At 65.8% G+C, this 17,374-nt stretch carries 17 protein-coding genes; 7 read left to right on the top strand and 10 right to left on the bottom strand.

Translation table 11 applies throughout. The features are described 5' to 3' along the window. Window positions 1–7: 7 nt before the first annotated feature. From NG900_RS01900 to NG900_RS01880, 5 genes are all read right to left on the bottom strand, one after another. Window positions 8–1,165 (bottom strand): ABC transporter permease, encoded by a 1,158-nt coding sequence (locus NG900_RS01900; RefSeq protein WP_252676124.1) that lies wholly within the window; start codon window positions 1,163–1,165, stop codon window positions 8–10. After that, complete coding sequence (locus NG900_RS01895) at window positions 1,162–2,133, bottom strand: ABC transporter ATP-binding protein (protein ID WP_252676122.1); 972 nt, start codon at window positions 2,131–2,133, stop codon at window positions 1,162–1,164. The genes NG900_RS01900 and NG900_RS01895 overlap by 4 nt, the downstream gene beginning before the upstream one ends. Beyond that, complete coding sequence (locus NG900_RS01890) at window positions 2,130–3,089, bottom strand: HlyD family secretion protein (protein ID WP_252676120.1); 960 nt, start codon at window positions 3,087–3,089, stop codon at window positions 2,130–2,132. Before NG900_RS01890 ends, NG900_RS01895 begins: the two co-directional genes overlap by 4 nt. Before the next feature lie 48 nt (window positions 3,090–3,137). Next, window positions 3,138–3,872, bottom strand: coding sequence for a TetR/AcrR family transcriptional regulator (locus tag NG900_RS01885; protein ID WP_252676118.1), 735 nt, complete (start codon window positions 3,870–3,872; stop codon window positions 3,138–3,140). Between the two features lie 116 nt (window positions 3,873–3,988). Next, window positions 3,989–4,915, bottom strand: coding sequence for a LysR family transcriptional regulator (locus NG900_RS01880; protein WP_252676116.1), 927 nt, complete (start codon window positions 4,913–4,915; stop codon window positions 3,989–3,991). Between the two features lie 142 nt (window positions 4,916–5,057). Between NG900_RS01880 and rocD the strand changes: the two genes are divergently transcribed. Together rocD and NG900_RS01870 are read left to right on the top strand one after the other, a co-directional pair. Next, window positions 5,058–6,284, top strand: a complete 1,227-nt coding sequence (gene rocD, locus NG900_RS01875; RefSeq protein ID WP_252676115.1) for an ornithine--oxo-acid transaminase — start codon at window positions 5,058–5,060, stop codon at window positions 6,282–6,284. A gap of 24 nt (window positions 6,285–6,308) precedes the next feature. Then, window positions 6,309–7,238: an arginase gene (locus NG900_RS01870; protein ID WP_252676114.1), complete on the top strand. Its 930-nt coding sequence runs from the start codon at window positions 6,309–6,311 to the stop codon at window positions 7,236–7,238. A 284-nt stretch (window positions 7,239–7,522) separates the two neighbouring features. Here NG900_RS01870 and NG900_RS01865 read toward each other — a convergent pair whose 3' ends face one another. Beyond that, complete coding sequence (locus NG900_RS01865; protein ID WP_252676113.1) at window positions 7,523–7,915, bottom strand: dihydroneopterin aldolase; 393 nt, start codon at window positions 7,913–7,915, stop codon at window positions 7,523–7,525. Window positions 7,916–7,935: 20 nt separating this feature from the next. Then, on the bottom strand, window positions 7,936–8,742 hold the full coding sequence (locus NG900_RS01860) for an SDR family oxidoreductase (protein WP_252676112.1): 807 nt from the start codon (window positions 8,740–8,742) through the stop codon (window positions 7,936–7,938). Between the two features lie 16 nt (window positions 8,743–8,758). Here NG900_RS01860 and NG900_RS01855 point away from each other — a divergent pair, with 16 nt between their 5' ends. Continuing rightward, entirely contained in the window at window positions 8,759–9,952 is a 1,194-nt protein-coding gene (locus NG900_RS01855) for a class I SAM-dependent methyltransferase (RefSeq protein ID WP_252676111.1), read from the top strand. Window positions 9,953–9,956: 4 nt separating this feature from the next. Here NG900_RS01855 and NG900_RS01850 read toward each other — a convergent pair whose 3' ends face one another. Continuing rightward, on the bottom strand, window positions 9,957–11,255 hold the full coding sequence (locus NG900_RS01850; RefSeq protein ID WP_252676110.1) for a muropeptide transporter: 1,299 nt from the start codon (window positions 11,253–11,255) through the stop codon (window positions 9,957–9,959). A 231-nt stretch (window positions 11,256–11,486) separates the two neighbouring features. Between NG900_RS01850 and NG900_RS01845 the strand changes: the two genes are divergently transcribed. The 3 genes from NG900_RS01845 to NG900_RS01835 all read left to right on the top strand — a co-directional run bounded on the left by NG900_RS01845 (window position 11,487) and on the right by NG900_RS01835 (window position 14,548). After that, window positions 11,487–12,431, top strand: a complete 945-nt coding sequence (locus tag NG900_RS01845) for a M48 family metallopeptidase (RefSeq protein ID WP_252676109.1) — start codon at window positions 11,487–11,489, stop codon at window positions 12,429–12,431. A 141-nt stretch (window positions 12,432–12,572) separates the two neighbouring features. Further along, window positions 12,573–13,328 (top strand): YdcF family protein, encoded by a 756-nt coding sequence (locus NG900_RS01840; protein WP_252676107.1) that lies wholly within the window; start codon window positions 12,573–12,575, stop codon window positions 13,326–13,328. Window positions 13,329–13,639: 311 nt separating this feature from the next. Beyond that, window positions 13,640–14,548 carry a prohibitin family protein gene (locus tag NG900_RS01835; RefSeq protein WP_252676105.1) on the top strand — a complete coding sequence of 303 codons (909 nt, stop codon included), beginning with the start codon at window positions 13,640–13,642 and terminating at the stop codon, window positions 14,546–14,548. 61 nt (window positions 14,549–14,609) lie between these two features. Here NG900_RS01835 and argC read toward each other — a convergent pair whose 3' ends face one another. Together argC and NG900_RS01825 are read right to left on the bottom strand one after the other, a co-directional pair. Next, window positions 14,610–15,623, bottom strand: coding sequence for an N-acetyl-gamma-glutamyl-phosphate reductase (argC, locus tag NG900_RS01830; protein ID WP_252676103.1), 1,014 nt, complete (start codon window positions 15,621–15,623; stop codon window positions 14,610–14,612). A 135-nt stretch (window positions 15,624–15,758) separates the two neighbouring features. Next, entirely contained in the window at window positions 15,759–16,544 is a 786-nt protein-coding gene (locus NG900_RS01825; RefSeq protein ID WP_252676101.1) for an exodeoxyribonuclease III, read from the bottom strand. A 32-nt stretch (window positions 16,545–16,576) separates the two neighbouring features. On the opposite strand from NG900_RS01825, the gene pyrE reads away from it, so the two are divergent. Beyond that, window positions 16,577–17,254: an orotate phosphoribosyltransferase gene (gene pyrE, locus NG900_RS01820; RefSeq protein ID WP_252676099.1), complete on the top strand. Its 678-nt coding sequence runs from the start codon at window positions 16,577–16,579 to the stop codon at window positions 17,252–17,254. Window positions 17,255–17,374 lie beyond the last annotated feature (120 nt).

Genomic DNA, 17,374 nt, shown 5'->3' with positions numbered 1-17,374 from the left:
CCCCACCTCAATCCAACGTCTTGCGATAAAACCGCAACGCAATTCCCAGCACCACCACCGTAAACACCATCAACGGCCAAATACTCGGCCACAGCTCCACCCACCCGTTCCCCTTGAGCAGAATGCCGCGCGTGAGCCGGTGAAAATACGTCATCGGCAGCACATTGCCGATCACCTGCGCCCACTTGGGCATCCCCACAAACGGAAACATGAACCCCGACAGCAGAATGCTCGGCAGAAAGTAGAAGAACGTGAGCTGCGTTGCCTGCAGCTGATTCTGCGCGAGTGACGACAGCGTGATCCCCACCGTCAGGCTCGCCACGATGAACAACAGCGCCGCCACGTACACCATCCATACGCTGCCGACAAACGGCACATGAAAGACGAAGTACGCCGCAGCCAGAATGATCGTCAGTTGCACCAACCCGATGAAGATGTACGGCACGATCTTGCCGGTCATCACCTCCAGCGGGCGCACCGGCGTGGCGAGCAGGTTTTCCATCGTGCCGCGCTCGCGTTCGCGAGTCATGGCCAGGCCCGTCATCATCACCATGGTCATGGTCAGGATGGTGCCGATCAGGCCGGGGATGATGTTGTACTGCGTGATGCCTTCCGGGTTGTAGAGCTTGTGCAAGCGCACGTCGAACGGCGGTGTGCTGCCGCTTGGGACGCCAGCGATTGGCGACAGCACGCCCTTCATGTCTTTACTGACAACGCTCTGCACGAGTTGCGAAACGGACGCCAGCGCCAGACCGGTCGCGGCCGGGTCGGTGGCGTCGGCCTCCACCAGCAGCGATGGCCTCTCTCCGCGCACCAGCTTGCGTGTGAAATCCGGCGGGATCGACACGACAAACTGAAGTTGTCCTTTCGCCAATGCCTCACGCCCGGCAGTTTCGTCGGGCAGCGTCGTGGTCACGTCAAAGTATTCGGCGTTGCGCATGGCGGCCAGAAAGCTGCGGGTGAACTCGCTCTGGTCCGCCGCAATCACGCCGGTCAGCAGGTGCTTCGGGTCGGTATTGATGGCAAAGCCAAACAGGAACAACTGCATGACGGGAATGCCAATCATCATGGCGAACGTCACGCGGTCGCGCCGCAGCTGCAGAAACTCCTTGAGCACCACGCTCCACCAGCGCACGAAGGAAAACCGCTCGCCGTTCAGCTTCATGTCTGCGCTCCGTAGTTGTCGGACGAGCGCTTCATCATGTGGATGAACACGTCTTCGAGGCCGGTGTTGATGGGCTCGGCGCGCATGCCGGATTCGCCCGTCAGGTTGCGCAGCGTGGTTTCCAGCGCCTGGGCATCCGCACCGGTCACGTGCAGCACGGAGCCGAAGGCCACGGTCTGGTCCACGCCCGGCTGGCCTTCGAGCTTGCGGCCGAGCTCGACCAAATTGCCGCCCGACACGGACCACGTCGACAGGTGCTGACTGGCGATCACGTCGTCAGCCGTGCCTTGCGCGAGCAACTCGCCGTACGCGATGTAGGCAAGCTTGTGACAACGCTCGGCCTCATCCATGTAGTGCGTGCTGACCAGCACCGAGATGCCCTCCGCTGCCAGCCGGTGCAGTTCTTCCCAGAAATCGCGGCGCGCTTTCGGGTCGACGCCGGCGGTGGGCTCGTCAAGCAGCAGCAGCTCGGGCTTGTGCAGCATGCAGGCCGCCAGTGCCAGACGCTGCTTCCACCCGCCCGAGAGCGCCCCGGCCAACTGCGTGGCGCGCGAGGCCAGCCCGAGATGCTCCAGCGCGTGATCGACCACCTCGCGCCGGTTGGGCATCTCGTACAGGCGTGCGACGAAGTCGAGGTTCTCGCGGATGGACAGATCATCCCAATACGAAAACCGCTGCGTCATGTAGCCGACGCGCCGTTTGATCTGCGCCGACTGCTTGAGGATGTCGTAGCCCAGACACGTGCCGCTGCCGCTGTCCGGCGTGAGCAGCCCGCACATCATGCGGATCGACGTGGTCTTGCCGCTGCCGTTGGGGCCGAGGAAGCCGAAGATCTCGCCGCGCGCGACCCGCATGGAGAGGTCTTTGACGACGTGCTTGTCACCAAAGTGCTTGTTCAGGCCGTGCACATCGATGGCGTAATCCCCCACGCCCGCGCTGCGCCCGTCAGCGTTGCCGGCTGTGCTCATGGCAGCGTCACCTCAACGGGCTGGCCGGGCCGCAGCTTCGGGCCATCGGCGGTGGCGGGCCGCGCCTCCACCATGAAGACGAGCTTGTCGCGCGTGGTGTTGCTGTAGATCACGGGCGGGGTGTATTCCGCCTCGTTAGCGACGTAGGTGACGGTGGCGTTGATGTCGGCGGCACAGCCATCGCAATGGATGCGCGCAGCTTGCCCCGGCTTGAGCGCACCCACCACGGCCTGCGGCACGAAGAAGCGCACCTTCACGTTGGCCGGCGGCAGCATGCGCACGACAGGGCTACCGGCGCCGACCCACTCGCCCTCGCGATAGAGCGTGTCGAACACGAGCCCGCCCTGCGTGGCCTTCTGCGCCTTCTGATCGAGGCGCCATTGCGCCTGCGCCACCGCCGCGCGTGCGGCCTCCACCTGCGCGGATTGCGCGCGGATCTGGTCATTGCGCGCCGGCAACTGTGCAATGCGTAGTTGATTGGTCAGTTCGCGCACGCGCTGTGCGTTGCTCTGCGCGGTCGAACGGCTGGCATCGAGCTGCGACTGCGCGATGCCACCGGCGCGGAATTGCGCCTCATCGCGCGCCAGTTGCGTCGTCGAGAGCCTGTCTGCCGCCACCGCCTGCGCCAGTTGCGCACGCACCGCATCCACTTCGGGCACGCGCTTGCCGACATTCAGATCGGCGAGCTGGGCTTCGGCCGCCTGCAATTGCGCGGCGGCCTGTTGGCGGGCGGCCGTTTCGTCCACCGACTCCAGCACGAACAACGGCACACCTGCGTTGACGGTCTGCCCGCGCTGCACGCTCAGGTGCTCCAGCCGGCCGCCCACGGGCGATGCCACGTAGACAAACTCGCCTTCCACGTAGCCCTGGTGAGTGTGCGTGTCTTGCTTGGCGCAACCGGCCAATGTCATGGCTGCCGCCAACCACCCTACCCCGATGCACAACGCTTGCCGCATACCGACCTCCGCCGGATTCGATGGGTGCGATGCATGGATCGCGTTCGTCTACTTGCGCCCCTTGCTCTTGGGCTTGGCTTTCTTGGGGCGATCATCCGCAGGCGCCGCACTGGGGCCGATGCCGTGCAGCAGCAACGCGGCCACATGCTGACCGATGGCCTCGTCGCTCACCTGCTCTGCCAGCGGCAGCCGCCCCCACAACGCGCGCGTGGCCAGCGGCAGCATCGCCAGGCCGATCACCGACACCATCACCAGCGGCGGCTGCAGGGCCGGGTTCACGGCCCCGGCGGCCTGTGCGCGGGCGATGCGATCGACCAGCAACGTGGCGCGCTCCAGCGCAATGCGCGCGAACACGCGCTCGCGCAACTGGCCACCCTCGCTGGCGATCTCACGGATCCACAGCGTCGGAAACCACGGCGTGGCCGTTGCCACCGCCACCATACGCTGCGCCACGCCGGCCACGGTTTGCGCCAGATCAGGCAGATGCGCATCGCTGGCAATGATCGCCAATGCCGGGCCTGTCACCTGATCGATCAGCGGGCGGATGCGCCCTTCCACCACCGCATCAAGCAACTGGTCGCGCGTCTTGAAGTGGTAATGCACCATCGGCGCCGTCACGCCGGCTTCGCGGGCGATGGCGGCGAGCGTGGTCGGGCCGACGCCATCCCGCGCAAACAACGCGACGGCAATATCGAGCAGGCGGTCGCGCAGGTCGTCCTGCGTTGAACCCTGTTGACGACGGGGCCGACCGGGGCCCCGGGGGGAAGGTTTGCGGGTTGCCATGCCGAAAATATTAATTGTCGAATTAATTAATTTCAAGATAACGCCAACGAACACCTGCGCGTCGTGCAGGCGCAATCTTCGCTTCCTGTCCGGTGCTGGATTGGCGTTGTGGATGCCTAGGCTTTCGCGGCGGCCGCATCGAGTTGCGCCAGGCGCACGAGCAGGCGATCCTGCGCCTCGCTCGGAAAGCTCGACGTGCGGCGCACCGCAAACACGGTGTTCAGGCAGCGCCGCGTCACGATGGGGCGTACCACCTGCAGGCGACTGCGCTCCACCGCATCCTGAATGGCGTGCAGCGGCAGCACCGACCAGCCCATGCCCGCCTCCACCAGCGTGCTCACCTCTTCCAGATCCGACACGTGATGCGCGCTGACGGTCGTCTCGGGCAGGCGCCGATACAGCGCCTTGAACCACAGGCCGTACACCGCATCCGATTCGTCATAGGTGACAAACGGCAGCGCCGCGCAGTCGGCCAGCGTGCGGGGCGCGCCGTGCTCGCGGAGCGCGCGGGCGCTGCAGGCCAGCACGAATTCTTCCGTGTAGACGGCGTGGTGCTCGAACAGCCGCGAGGTGCGCGGTGTGTAGACGAAGCCGAGATCTGCACGGCCCGATTCGACGTGGCTGAAAACCTCGTCGTCGCTGCCGAAGGCAAGTTCGAGGCGCACGTCGTCGAGCAGCGGCGCATCGGATTCGGGCGACGGCCTCAGCAGCGCCGGCATCAGCACATAGCGCCCGAAGCTGGAACCACTCGCCAGCTTGAGCGACACGCGCTCCACCTCGCCGCTGTGCAGCGCGGCGCGCAACTCATCGAGGCCGGCAAACGCATCGCGGCACCATGCCCGTACCGAGGTGCCCGCGCGCGTGAGCACAAGCTTGCGCCCCGAGCGCTCGAACAGCGGCACGCCCAGCCACTGCTCCAGCTGCCGCATCTGGTAAGACAGCGCCGGCTGCGACACCGCTAGGTGGTCGGCCGCACGGACAAAGCTGCCCTCATTCGCGACCGTGAGAAAACTATGCAGATAGCGCAGCGGAGAGTGCGACATAACGTAGATACCGGCCGAAAAATTGACGCCTTAATCCATCAATTTTTTGGATCGAAAAACGAAAAACATTCGATTTGATTTCAAGTCTTGCAGATCGCACAATCCGCCGCAAGTGAACGATGTACCTTGCACGGAGGCCATCATGACGACCGCAACGCAACATCCGAGCTACATCCTGGAAGAGCGCTATGGCGCGCGCAACTATGCGCCACTGCCGGTCATGCTGGAACGCGGCGAAGGTGTGTGGCTGTTCGATACCGACGGGCGGCGCTATCTCGACATGATGTCGGCGTACTCGGCCGTCAGCTTCGGGCACGCCCACCCGAAACTCGTTGCCGCGCTGATGGAACAGGCGGGCCGCCTGACGCTGACCTCGCGCGCCTTCCACAACACCGAACTCGGCCCTTTCCTGGCCGACGTCTGCCGCATCACCCGCATGGACCGCGCGCTGCCGATGAACACCGGCGCCGAGGCGGTCGAAACCGCCATCAAGGCCGCCCGCAAGTGGGCGCGCGACGTGAAGGGCCTGGCGCCCGACGTGGCCGAGATCATCGTCTTCGAGAACAACTTCCACGGCCGCACGACGACCATTGTCGGGTTCTCTTCGCACGACCAATACCGCTACGGGTTCGGCCCATTTGCGGCGGGCTTCCGCCGTATCCCATTTGGCGACGCCGAAGCGCTGCGCGCGGCCATCGGGCCCAACACGGGCGCCATCCTGATGGAACCCGTGCAGGGCGAAGGCGGCATCGTCGTGCCGCCACCGGGCTACCTGAAACTCGCGCGCGAACTCGCCACGCAGCACAACGTGCTGCTCGTCTGCGATGAGGTGCAAACCGGCCTGGGCCGCACCGGCGATGTGCTGGCGAGCTGGCACGAAGGCGTGGAAGCGGACTTGGTGGTGCTCGGCAAGGCACTGGGCGGCGGCATGGTGCCGGTGTCGGCCATTGCCGGGCGCGAAGCCGTCATGGGCGTGTTCCAGCCGGGTGACCACGGCTCCACGTTTGGCGGCAATCCGCTCGCGGCGCACATTGGGCGCGCGGCACTCGCCTTGCTGATCGAAGAGCAACTGCCGCAGCGTGCGGCGCGCGTGGGCACCGCGTTCATCGACGAACTGAAGGCGCTCATCGGCCACGGCGTGCGGCAGGTGCGCGGACGCGGCCTGATGATCGGCCTGCAGCTGGACGCCGACATCGACGCGCACGACTTCGCCTTCGCGGTGGCCGAACGCGGCGTGCTGACCAAGGACACCTACGGCAACGTGGTCCGTCTGACACCACCGCTGGTGATTGGCGAGGCCGAACTCGCACTGGCGCTGGAGGCCATCCGCCAGACACTGGCCGGCTGGCCGCGCCGCCAGGCGGCTTGAGCAGGAACTGGCAAGGGGAGTGACATGAACACCATTGACCTGATCGGCGCGGCCATCGGCTGCGGCGCGCAAGACGACGGCTGCAAGGACGGCCCGCGTGCGCTGCTGCAAGCCGGCGCGCTGGCGCGGTTGCAGACGCCGGACACACGCGGCGCGCTGGCGCACGACATCGAGTTGGCGGTGTCGGCGGGCCATAGCCGGTCTGCCCGGCTGGCGGCGCTGCCCGGCGTGGCCGGGTTCTCGCGCGCGCTGGCCGATGCGACGGCGCACAGCCTGCATGCGGGGCATGTGCCCGTTGTCATCGGCGGGGATCACTCATGCGCCATCGGTACTTGGTCGGGCGTGGCAAATGCACTGCGCCCGGCGGGGCCGCTGGGCCTGATCTGGATCGACGCTCACCTCGACAGCCACACACCGCAGACGAGCGACTCCGGCGCCATCCACGGCATGCCGCTCGCAGCGCTGCTCGGCCACGGCGCCCCGGCCCTCACGCAGGTTCGCGACGCCGCGCCCAAGCTGCAGCCGCAGCACGTGGTGGTAATCGGCGCGCGCAGCTACGAGCCCGCCGAACGCGCGTTGCTCGATCTGCTGGGCGTGCGCGTGATCGACGCCGCAGAGGTTGCCCGCAGCGGCCTGCGCGCCGTGATGGCCGACGCCATCCGCCTGGTGACATCGGGCACCGCGGCCTTTGGCGTGACGCTGGATCTGGATGCCTTCGACCCCGCCGTGGCCCCGGGCGTGGGCACGCCGGAAACCGATGGCCTCACCGCCCACGGCATGACACAGGCCCTCGCAGCCTGCGCCCGCGATGCACGATTCGCGGCCTTCGAACTGGTGGAATACAACCCGCGCCACGACAAGGGCGGGATCACGGCGCACTTGGCGCTCGACCTGCTGGGCAGCGTCGCGGGCGCATTGCACGCCCAGCGCAGGGAATATGCCAGTGCGGCTTAGCACCTGAAGACCTATCAGAGCCCACCTGGCGGCCAACGCATGCGCTCAGACGGTTTGGCCGTTGACGTTCCTGCCCTAGATGGCGCCTTGAATTTGTGTAAGCGGGAGGAAAAAAGACGGGGAACTGTCTGAGCGAAGCGAGTTTTCCCCGTCTCCGCCCGGTTACGGAAATTCAAGGGATGGGTCGCCATCTCGGGCGCGCCTTTCTTTGCTTATTTTCTTTGGCAAGACAAAGAAAGTGAGTCAGCCCCGGCAGGGGATGAAACAGGGATGGACCACCAGCATCAGTCCTTAATCCGAAACACCTCAACCCCCACCGACTCACAATCCGGATACACATCCGGCTTCTCCGTCGACACCCGCGCCGCCAGCACATGCGGGTGCTTGAGCATCGCCGTCAGCACGTCATCACACAGCGTTTCCTGCAGATGGATATGCCCCTGCGCCATACGCCGCGCCACGGTATCGCGCATGAAGTCGTAGTCCACCACCTCGTGCAGCTTGTCTTCCGTGGGCGACGAGTACTCCAGCGGCACGTACAGCTCGATATTGATCAGGACGCGCTGCTCGCCCTTCTTCTCGAAGTCGTGCACGCCGATGTTGATCTGCACTTCGTAGTTGCGCAAAAACATGCGACGGCAGTTCGACAGGCGCGGGTGGGATAGCAGGGAAAGCATGAGGGCGTCCGGGGGAAAAATTATTCAGCGAGGAACATCACGTCGCGGGCCAGCGGCATCAGGTGCTGGCCTCCATCGACGAACAGCGTGGTGCCGGTCACGGCGCGCGCCGTGGCGAGATAGCACACCGCCTCGGCAATGTCTTCCGGCGTGGACGACTGGCCCAGCGGCGTCATCTGGTGCGCGCGCGCAAACCCGCCTTGCGACTGGTCGCCCGACACCATGGTGATGCCGGGTGCCACGCCCACCACGCGCAGCGCGGGGGCAAGCGCCTGCGCCAGTTGCATCGTGGCCGTCGACAGCGCCGCCTTCGACAGCGTGTACGACAGGAAATCCGGGTTCAGATTGTCGAGCTTCTGGTCCAGCAGATTGATGACCACGCCGCGATGTTGCGCATCATCGGCGGTCAATGCGCGATGCAGCTCGCGCGAGAGCAGCAGCGGCGCCGCCACGTTGGTGCGCATGTGCGTATCGAGCGACGCATAGCTGAAGCTGGTCGCCACGTCGTACTGGAACAGCGACGCGTTGTTGACCAGGCAGGTGGGCGTACCCAGTGCAGCGATGCAGTCGCCGATCAGGCCGCCAGCGGCGGCTTCGTCCGACAGGTCGGCCTGCAGCACGGCGGCGCGCTGTCCCATGGCAGTGATCTCCGCGGCCACGGCATCGGCCTCGGTGCGCGAGCGGTGGCAATGCACGGCCACATCCCAGCCGCGGCGCGCCAGGGCCAGGGCGATCACGCGGCCTACGCGGCGGCCTGCGCCCGTCACCAGCGCAATGCGGGCTGACGGGGTCGATGCGGCATTCGATTGAGTCGGCGTCTGCGCCATTGTTTACAATCCGGCGATGAGCAAAACCGTGAGTTTACCGCTTCCCAACGAGGCGGCGCAGGCGCAATCCGCGCACCTGTTCGCCCTGATCGCCGACGCCATTGCGGCCGCCGGCGGCTGGCTCCCGTTCGACCGCTATATGGAACTGGCGCTGTACGCGCCGGGCCTGGGCTACTACAGCGGCGGTGCGGCCAAGTTCGGCCGCCGCGTGGAAGATGGCGGCGACTTCATCACCGCCCCCGAGCTGACGGCATTCTTCGGCCGCACCGTGGCGCACCAGATCGCGCAGGTGCTGCAGGCGCTGCCCGAAGGCCAGCGCCACGTGCTGGAATTTGGCGCCGGCACCGGCAAGCTAGCCGCCGACATCCTCACTGAACTCGATGCGCTTGGCGTGCGGCCCGACAGCTACGGCATCGTCGAGCTGTCTGGCGAGCTGCGCCAGCGCCAGCAGGAACGCCTGGCCGCACTCGGCCCCGAGCTGGCGGCCCTCGCGCAGTGGCACGACACGCTGCCCGCGCCGTTCACCGGCGTGATGGTCGGCAACGAAGTGCTCGATGCGATGCCTGTATCGCTGTGGGCCCGGCGTGGCGGCGTGTGGCACCAGCGCGGTGTGAAGCTCGATGCCGAAAACGGCCTTGCATGGGAAGACCGCCTGGTCGATCCAGCCGAGGTGCCCGCCAAGCTGGCGGCCCTGCCTGGCACGGAAGACTTCGTCACCGAATCGCACGAAGCCGCCGAGGGCTTCATCCGCAGTACGGGCGCGGCGCTGGAGCATGGCCTGCTGCTGCTGATCGACTACGGATTCCCCGCTGCCGAGTACTACCACGCGCACCGCGCCAACGGCACACTGATGTGCCACTACCGCCAGCACGCGCACGACGATCCGTTCTGGCTGCCTGGCCTGCAGGACATCACCGCGCACGTTGATTTTTCGGGGATTGCCCAGGCGGGCGAGGAGGCGGGGCTGGCGCTGCTCGGCTACACGAGCCAGGCGCGCTTCCTGTTGAGCGCGGGCGTGGGCGAGCTTTTGATGACGCTCGATCCAGCCGATCCGATGCAGTTCCTGCCGGCGGCCAACGCGGTGCAGAAGCTGCTCTCGGAAGCGGAGATGGGCGAGCTGTTCAAGGCCATCGCGCTGGGCAAGGGCATCGATGCGGCGCTGCCGCTGGTCGGCTTTCGTGATGCCGACCGCTCGAACCGCTTGGGGTGATCCGTCAGGCTGACGCGGCGTTGTTGGACTGTGCCGCCTTGGCCTCCAGCGCGCGCTCGGTCTGCTCGGCCTCGTAGCGGCCGATCGTGCCGCGCATCCACCACAGCAGCGCCAGGCCGGGGAAGGCAAACGCCACCGTCATCAGGTAGAACGCGGGCCAGCCGTAGGCTTCCACCAGGTAGCCGGAGGTCGGCCCGACATACACGCGGCCGATGGAAGCCAGCGCAGACAGCAGCGCATACTGCGTCGCCGAGAACGACCGGTTGCACAGCGCCATCAAGAGCGCCACGAACGCCGCCGTGCCCATGCCACCGCAGATGTTCTCGATGCCGATGGCCACAGCCATCGTCCACAGGTGCTGCGGCGTGACGGCCAGCACCCAGTAGCCCAGGTTCGACACCGCCTGCAGCACGCCGAAGAGCAGCAGCGCGCGCACCAGCCCCAGCCGCACCATCAGCGTGCCGCCGTACAGCGCGCCGACGATGGTGGCCGCCAGCCCCAGCGTCTTGTTGACGATGCCCACCTCGCCGGCCGAGAAGCCGACGCCGCGGATCAGGAACGTGGTCGACAGGCTGCCCGCAAACGCATCGCCGAGCTTGTAGAGCACGATCAGCGCGAGGAGCGCCCAGGCGCCGCGGCGCGAGAAGAAATCCTTCAGTGGGCCGACCACCGCTTCCTGCAGGCTGCGCGGCGGACGCGCCACCACCTCGGGCTCCGGCGACCACAGCGTCGTAAAGATGCCCAGCGCCATCAGCCCTGCCATCAGCAGATACATGTTGCTCCAGCCCATCACGCGATCGGCCAGATACAGCGCCAGACCGCCCGACACCAGCATCGCCAGCCGGTAACCGAGCACCTTGACCGCTGCGCCGACGCCGCGCTCGCTGGTATGCAGCACATCCGTGCTGTAGGCATCGAAGACGATGTCCTGCGACGCCGACAGAAACGCCACTAGCACCGCCAGCCCGGCCAGCGCCCACAGCGCGGCGTGCGGCGGCGTGAAGGCCATGGCGGCAATTGATGCCACCAACCCTGCCTGCGTGAGCACCAGCCAGCCGCGCCGACGGCCGCCGATCGGGGGCGTGAAACGGTCCATCAACGGCGCCCACAGGAACTTGAAGATGTACGCCTGCCCCACCAGCGAGAACAGCCCGATGGTGCGGATATCCAGCCCCTCCACCGTCATCCATGCCTGCAGCGTGCCGGAGGTGAGCGCCAGCGGCAGGCCGGAGGCAAAGCCCAGCAGCAGCATCGCGCCGATGCGGCGGTTGCGGAAAACGTCGAGGTAATCGTGGAAGGTCATTCGGCAGGCCTGAGGCAAAGGCGGGTGCTGGTGCGGATGCGGGTTGCCACTGCTGAGCGGCGCTAACAAAGCCCTCCTGGCTTCGCGCACCGACGCGGACAGCACAAGAAGTACCGAATTTAAGCACGTTCGGGAGGTGCAACGACGCCAGGAGGGCCTTTGTTAGTGACGCTTAGCGTGACACGGTGCGTTGGCCGATATTATGTCGCACGGACCCGGCCACTCACCCATATGCCACGTGTAACACGCCTCCTGCTCGCCGCCACCGGCCTCGTGCTTGCCACGTGGGCCACCGCCATGGACGGCCCGCTGCCGGTGCCCCGCGACGGCGTGAAGCTCGAAGCCCCGACCACCACGTCGCCCAACATCCGGCTCATCATTCCGGCCGAAGAAATCGAGAAGCGCGCGCAGGCGGAGTACCAGGGCATCGTCGACAACGCCGCGCATGAAGGCGCGCTCGCACCCGATAACGTGCCCGACCTGATCCGCATCCGCGCCATCGTTGCACACCTCGTGCCGCAGGCGTCGCGCTGGAACACCGACGCGGCGCGCTGGCAGTGGCAAGTCAACCTGATCGGCTCATCGCAGGTGAATGCCTTCTGCATGCCCGGCGGCAAGATCGCCGTGTTTTCCGGGCTGGTCGAGCAGTTCAAGCTGACGGACGACGAACTCGCCATGGCGCTCGGCCACGAGATCGCCCACGCGCTGCGCGAACACGCCCGCGCGCGCGCCGGCCAGCGCGAAGTCACCAACCTGGGCGCCAACGTCATCTCGCAACTGTTCGGCTTCGGCAACCGGGGCGATACGGACCTGGGCGAAGGCGCCAAGATGCACCTGCTGGCCTTCTCGCGGGCGGAAGAGACGGAAGCCGACCTCGTCGGCATGGACATCGCCTCGCGCGCCGGCTACGACCCGCGCGCGGCGCTCACGCTGTGGCAGAAGATGGGCTCGATCGGCGGGGCGCAGCAGAAGCAGTTCCTGTCAACGCATCCGTCGGGGCGCACGCGCATGGTGGTGCTGTCGCGCCATCTGCCGGAAACGCTGCCGCTGTTTGCCGATGCCATGCACATGCCGATGGCGAAGCTGCCGGAGTATCGGTCGAACATGCAGTACCTGGGAGCCGCACCGGTCGATAACGGCGACGAGGCACCGATGCAGCCGATGGTGCGCCGCTAGATCAGCCTGAGCGTGCCGGCGCGGTCTGCCTATCCTCGGCGCGGCGCAACAACCCCGTAACAAGACGGGTCGCGCGCGCGGTCATTCCTCTTTACGATGACACCCCGTGCCCCGCGCGTGGCGCATCAACTGGAGGAACCTGTGAGCCTGGCCGTCCTGTGTGTGCTGGTGATCGTGGCAGCGGTGTGCGCGGCACGCGGCCGACGTCGCGCGGCGCGCGGGTTGGCGGCGGTCTCGGGCGTGCTGGTGATGGTCGTCGGCTGTGGCGTGGTGCCAGCGTGGCTGCTCGACTCACTCGAAAAGCCGTTCGAAAACGAGCCGCACATCGCCTGGGGCACACGCAACGCCATCGTGCTGCTGGGCGCGGGCACATTCCGTGTGGGTGACACGGTCGAACCGGGGCTGTTCTCGTATCCGCGCCTGGTGGAAACCACGCAGCTGTATCAGGCGTGCCGCAAGGCCGACGGCGATTGCAAGATCCTGGTCAGCGGCGGCGATGCGCGCCACCACGGCGCCCCTGAAGCCACGGTCTACAGCCGCGAACTTGTCGCGCTCGGCGTCGACAAGGCCGACGTGCTCATCGAGCCCAGGAGCATGAACACGTGGCAGAACGCGCAGTTCTCGCGCACGGTGCTTGCGCAGTTCGGGCCCGATCGCACGGTGCTGGTGTCATCGGCCATCCACCTGCGGCGCAGCCTGCTGTACTTCACGCACTTCGGCATGACGCCGATTCCGGTACGCGCCGATGATCTGCAGGCCGCGGCCTCTCCGCTGCCGGTGGCGTACAACTTTGCGCTGACCGATTTCGCGCTGCACGAGTGGATCGGCATTGCGCGCTATCACGTCTACAACGCCCTCGGCTGGAACCCGGCGCGCATCCATCCGGGCGACGCCTGAACCGGCTCACCTCCGCCCGTGCATTCGAAGCACCGCTCTAGTGCTTCCGGGGGGCAGAAAAAATCCGGCGCCGACCTATAATTTGTGCATCGCAACATCCGAGTCTTGCAATGCGCCACCTCGGTCGTATTGACGCTCACCACCTCATCACCATTGGCAAGCTCACTTGCCAGCACCCGCCCACTGGGCGCGGCCATCCCTGACGGGAATCGCTGACGATTCCTGCGCCAGCCAGCAGGCCTCTGCGTCAAGCAGCGTCTGCCCCGCCAGCCAACACCTCAGAAGCAAACCAACAAGCAAGGGGAACCCTCATGCCTCAAGTCTCGGCAAGCAAGCTGCCGGTCAAACTGCTCGCGGTCGTCTTCGGCGCCCTGGCGGCGCTGGTGATCGCGCGCACCTTCCTGCTGAACTGGCAGATCATTCCGCCCGGCTACACGGGCATCAAGATCAACCGGCTGGTCGATCGCGGCATCACGCAGGAAAACGTCGTCACCGGGTTCGTGTTCTACAACCCCGTGCAGACGGCGATCATCCAATACCCGACCTACGTGCAGCGCGTGATCTGGACGCAAGACGTGAACGAAGGCCACGCGCTCAACGAAGAGCTGACCTTCAACACCAAAGACGCCGTGCCCGTGAACGTGGACGTGGCCGTCTCGTACCAGCTCGACCGCGACAAGGTGCCGGCGTTCTACACCAACTTCCGTGCCGATCGCATCGAGACCTTCACGCACGGCTACCTGCGCGACACCGCGCGCAACGTGATCGTCGCCCTCGGCTCGGAATACAACTTCGACGACGTGAACGGCGGCAAGAAGGAAGAGTTCGTCGCCCGGCTGACCAAGGAGCTGGACGCGCGGCTCGCGCCGCTGGGCGTGTCGATCAAGCAGTTCGGTATCGTCGGCTCGCTGCGCCCGCCGCGCGCGCTGCTGGATGCGGTGAGCGCCAAGACCAAGGCCATTCAGGACGCCATCCGTACCGAGAACGAAGTGCGCTCCGCCCAGGCCGAGGCCAAGAAGAAGGTGGCGATTGCCGAAGGCGAAGCGGCTGCGAACCGTGCGCTGGCCTCGTCGCTGGATGACCGCTTGCTGGCATGGGAACGCCTGAAGCTCGAACGTGCCGCCATCGAGAAATGGAACGGCGTGACGCCGAGTGTGATGGCGGGCGGCAATGGCGGCGGGATGCTGTTCAACATCCCGGCGGGCACGCCAGGCAAGTGAGTCGTGCCACTAAAGAAAAACGCGCCCCAAGGCGCGTTTTTCGTATCAGCAAACGTGGTGATCAGCTTGCGAAACCCGGGGCGGCTTCGCGCACGGCGTGCTCGGCACCGGCTGCGGGAACCTGCGCTTCCACTTGCAGGCTGGTGGCCTCATCCACGCCCAGGTGCACGTTCATGCATTGCACGGCGGCGCCGGCCGCGCCCTTGCCCAGGTTGTCCAGGCGAGCGGTGACGACCATGCGCTCGTCCGAGCCGAACACGAACAGGTCGGCACGGTTGGTGTCGTTGGCGCCCTGCACGTCGAAGAAGCCGTTGTCGAGCGTGGCGACGTTGTCGGCCGGGGCCACGCGGATGAACTGCTCGCCCTGGTAGTAATCGGCGTAGACCCTGGCGATGTCCGCCGGGCTCGCCTTGCGTGCCAGGTGCTGCGGGTGCAGGCCGATCGTCACGGCCAGGCCCTTGAGGAAGTTGCCAACCACCGGCGTGAAGATCGGCGGGAGCGACAGCTTGCTCTGCACGCGCATCTCCGGCAGGTGCTTGTGCGCCAGTGCCAGCGCGTACGGGCGCGGGCTGTCGAGCTTCGGGTTATTGGCGGCCAGGTAGTCGGCGATCATCTGCTTGCCGCCACCGCTGTAGCCGGTGAGCGAGAACGCGGTGACCGGGTAGTCGGCCGGCACAATGCCCGCGTCCACCAGCGGGCGCATCAGCAGCACGAAGGCGCTGGCGTGGCAGCCCGGCACGGCGATGCGCTTGGTATTGCGCAGGCGCTCGCGCTGGCCCCTGGCCAGTTCGGGCAGGCCGTAGACCCAGTCGTCCGACGTGCGGAACGCGGTGCTGGCGTCGATGATGCAGGTGTTCGGGTTGTTGACCAGCGAGACTGCCTCGCGCGAGGCAACGTCCGGCAGGCACAGAAATGCGACATCGGCAGCATTCAGGAATTTGGCGCGCTCGGCCGAATCCTTGCGCTTGTCTTCGGCGATGCGCAGCAGCTCGATATCGTCGCGTTGCGACAGATAGTCGAGCAAGCGAAGGCCGGTGGTGCCTTCCTGACCGTCGACGAAAACCTTGAATGCCATGGCGATCTCGCTAAAAAACTGGGAGCAGAAAAAAACGCCGGCACTCGCCGGCACGTGAGTTCTGCATTGTAGCGGCTGACGAAGAAATTTCTGCGGCAGCGCAACAACGTGACGCCGATGTGACGCCTGTGCCGCTTACCAGTGCACAGGCGCGTCGTAATCGACGGTGAGCGGCGCGTGGTCGCTGAACTTGATGTCCTTGAACACCGACGTCCGGCGCGCGGTGGCGGCAATGCCCGGCGTGGCGATCTGGTAATCGATCCGCCACCCGACGTTCTTGGCGTAGGCCTGGCCGCGGTTGCTCCACCATGTGTACTGCTCGGGGCGCGGGTCCAGCGTGCGGAACACATCCACATAGCCGACCTCGTCGAACAGCTTGGTCAGCCACGCGCGCTCTTCGGGCAGGCAGCCGGAGTTCTTCTGGTTGCCCTTCCAGTTCTTGATGTCGATTTCCTTGTGGACGATGTTGACGTCGCCGCACAGCACGACCTCGCGGCCCTTTTCGTGGCGCAGATCCTTCAGGTGATCCATGAACAGGTCCATGAAGCGGAACTTGGCCTGCTGGCGCTCTTCGCCGCTGGAGCCCGACGGCACATAGACCGAGATGATCGACAGCTTGCCGTAGCGGGCCTCGACGTAGCGGCCTTCGGCGTCGAACTCGCCGTTATCGAAGCCGATGATGACCTCGTCCGGCTTGTGGCGCGTGTAGATGCCCGCGCCGCTGTAGCCCTTCTTCACCGCGTGCTGGAACACGCCGTGGTAACCGTGCGGCGCCAGGAATTCGGGCGTCATGTCGTCTTGCGCGCATTTCAGTTCCTGCACGCAGACGAAATCGGCGTCCTGCTTGCCCATCCAATCGAAAAAGCCTTTGCTGGAGGCAGAGCGAACGCCGTTGAGGTTGGCGGAAATGATGCGTAACATGGCGGGACTTTTTTGCAGACCAGAGAAAAAAGATGAGCCAAAACAGCGAGTTGCGCCAATCCTTCATCCGCTTTGCGGTGGAAGCCGGCGTGCTGTCGTTCGGGGAATTCGTGACCAAGGCGGGGCGGACGTCGCCCTATTTCTTCAACGCCGGCAAGTTCGCAGACGGCGCGCTGCTGGGCCAAGTCGCGCAATTCTATGCGAAAACCCTGCTGGACTCGGGCGTGGAGTTCGACATGCTGTTTGGGCCGGCGTACAAGGGCATCACGCTGGCGAGTGCCACGGCAGTGGCGCTGGCGGGGCTTGGCCGCAATGTCGGCTTTGCGTACAACCGCAAGGAAGCCAAGGACCACGGCGAAGGCGGCAGCCTGGTCGGCGCCAAGCTGCAGGGGCGCGTGGTGATCGTGGACGACGTGATCTCTGCGGGCACCTCGGTGCGCGAGTCGGTTGAGCTGATTCGTGCAGCGGGTGCCACGCCGGCTGCGGTGCTGATCCTGATGGATCGGATGGAGCGCAGCGGTAACGCCGTCGACATTGGGGAGCGCTCTGCCGTGCAGGATGTGACGGCGCAGTACGGCATGCCGGTGGTGTCGATCGCCAATCTGGATGACTTGCTGGGGTATCTGGATAACGCTGGGGATCCGGCGCTGGCGGGCTATCGGGAGAAGGCTGCGGCGTACCGCGATAAATACGGTGTTACCGCGATCTGATCGCTGTAGCGCGCGTTAAAAAAGCCCCGGTTGATGTATTCGCCGGGGTTTCTTGTTTTTGGTTTGGTCCTTGTTTCATCCCCTGCCGGGGGATGGACCACCAACAACAAACCCAAACTC

The organism is Ralstonia soli, assembly GCF_023955655.1.
Lineage (GTDB): Bacteria > Pseudomonadota > Gammaproteobacteria > Burkholderiales > Burkholderiaceae > Ralstonia > Ralstonia soli.
Note: the sequence above shows the minus strand (reverse complement) of the source record. Positions and strands in the feature narration are given on the sequence as shown.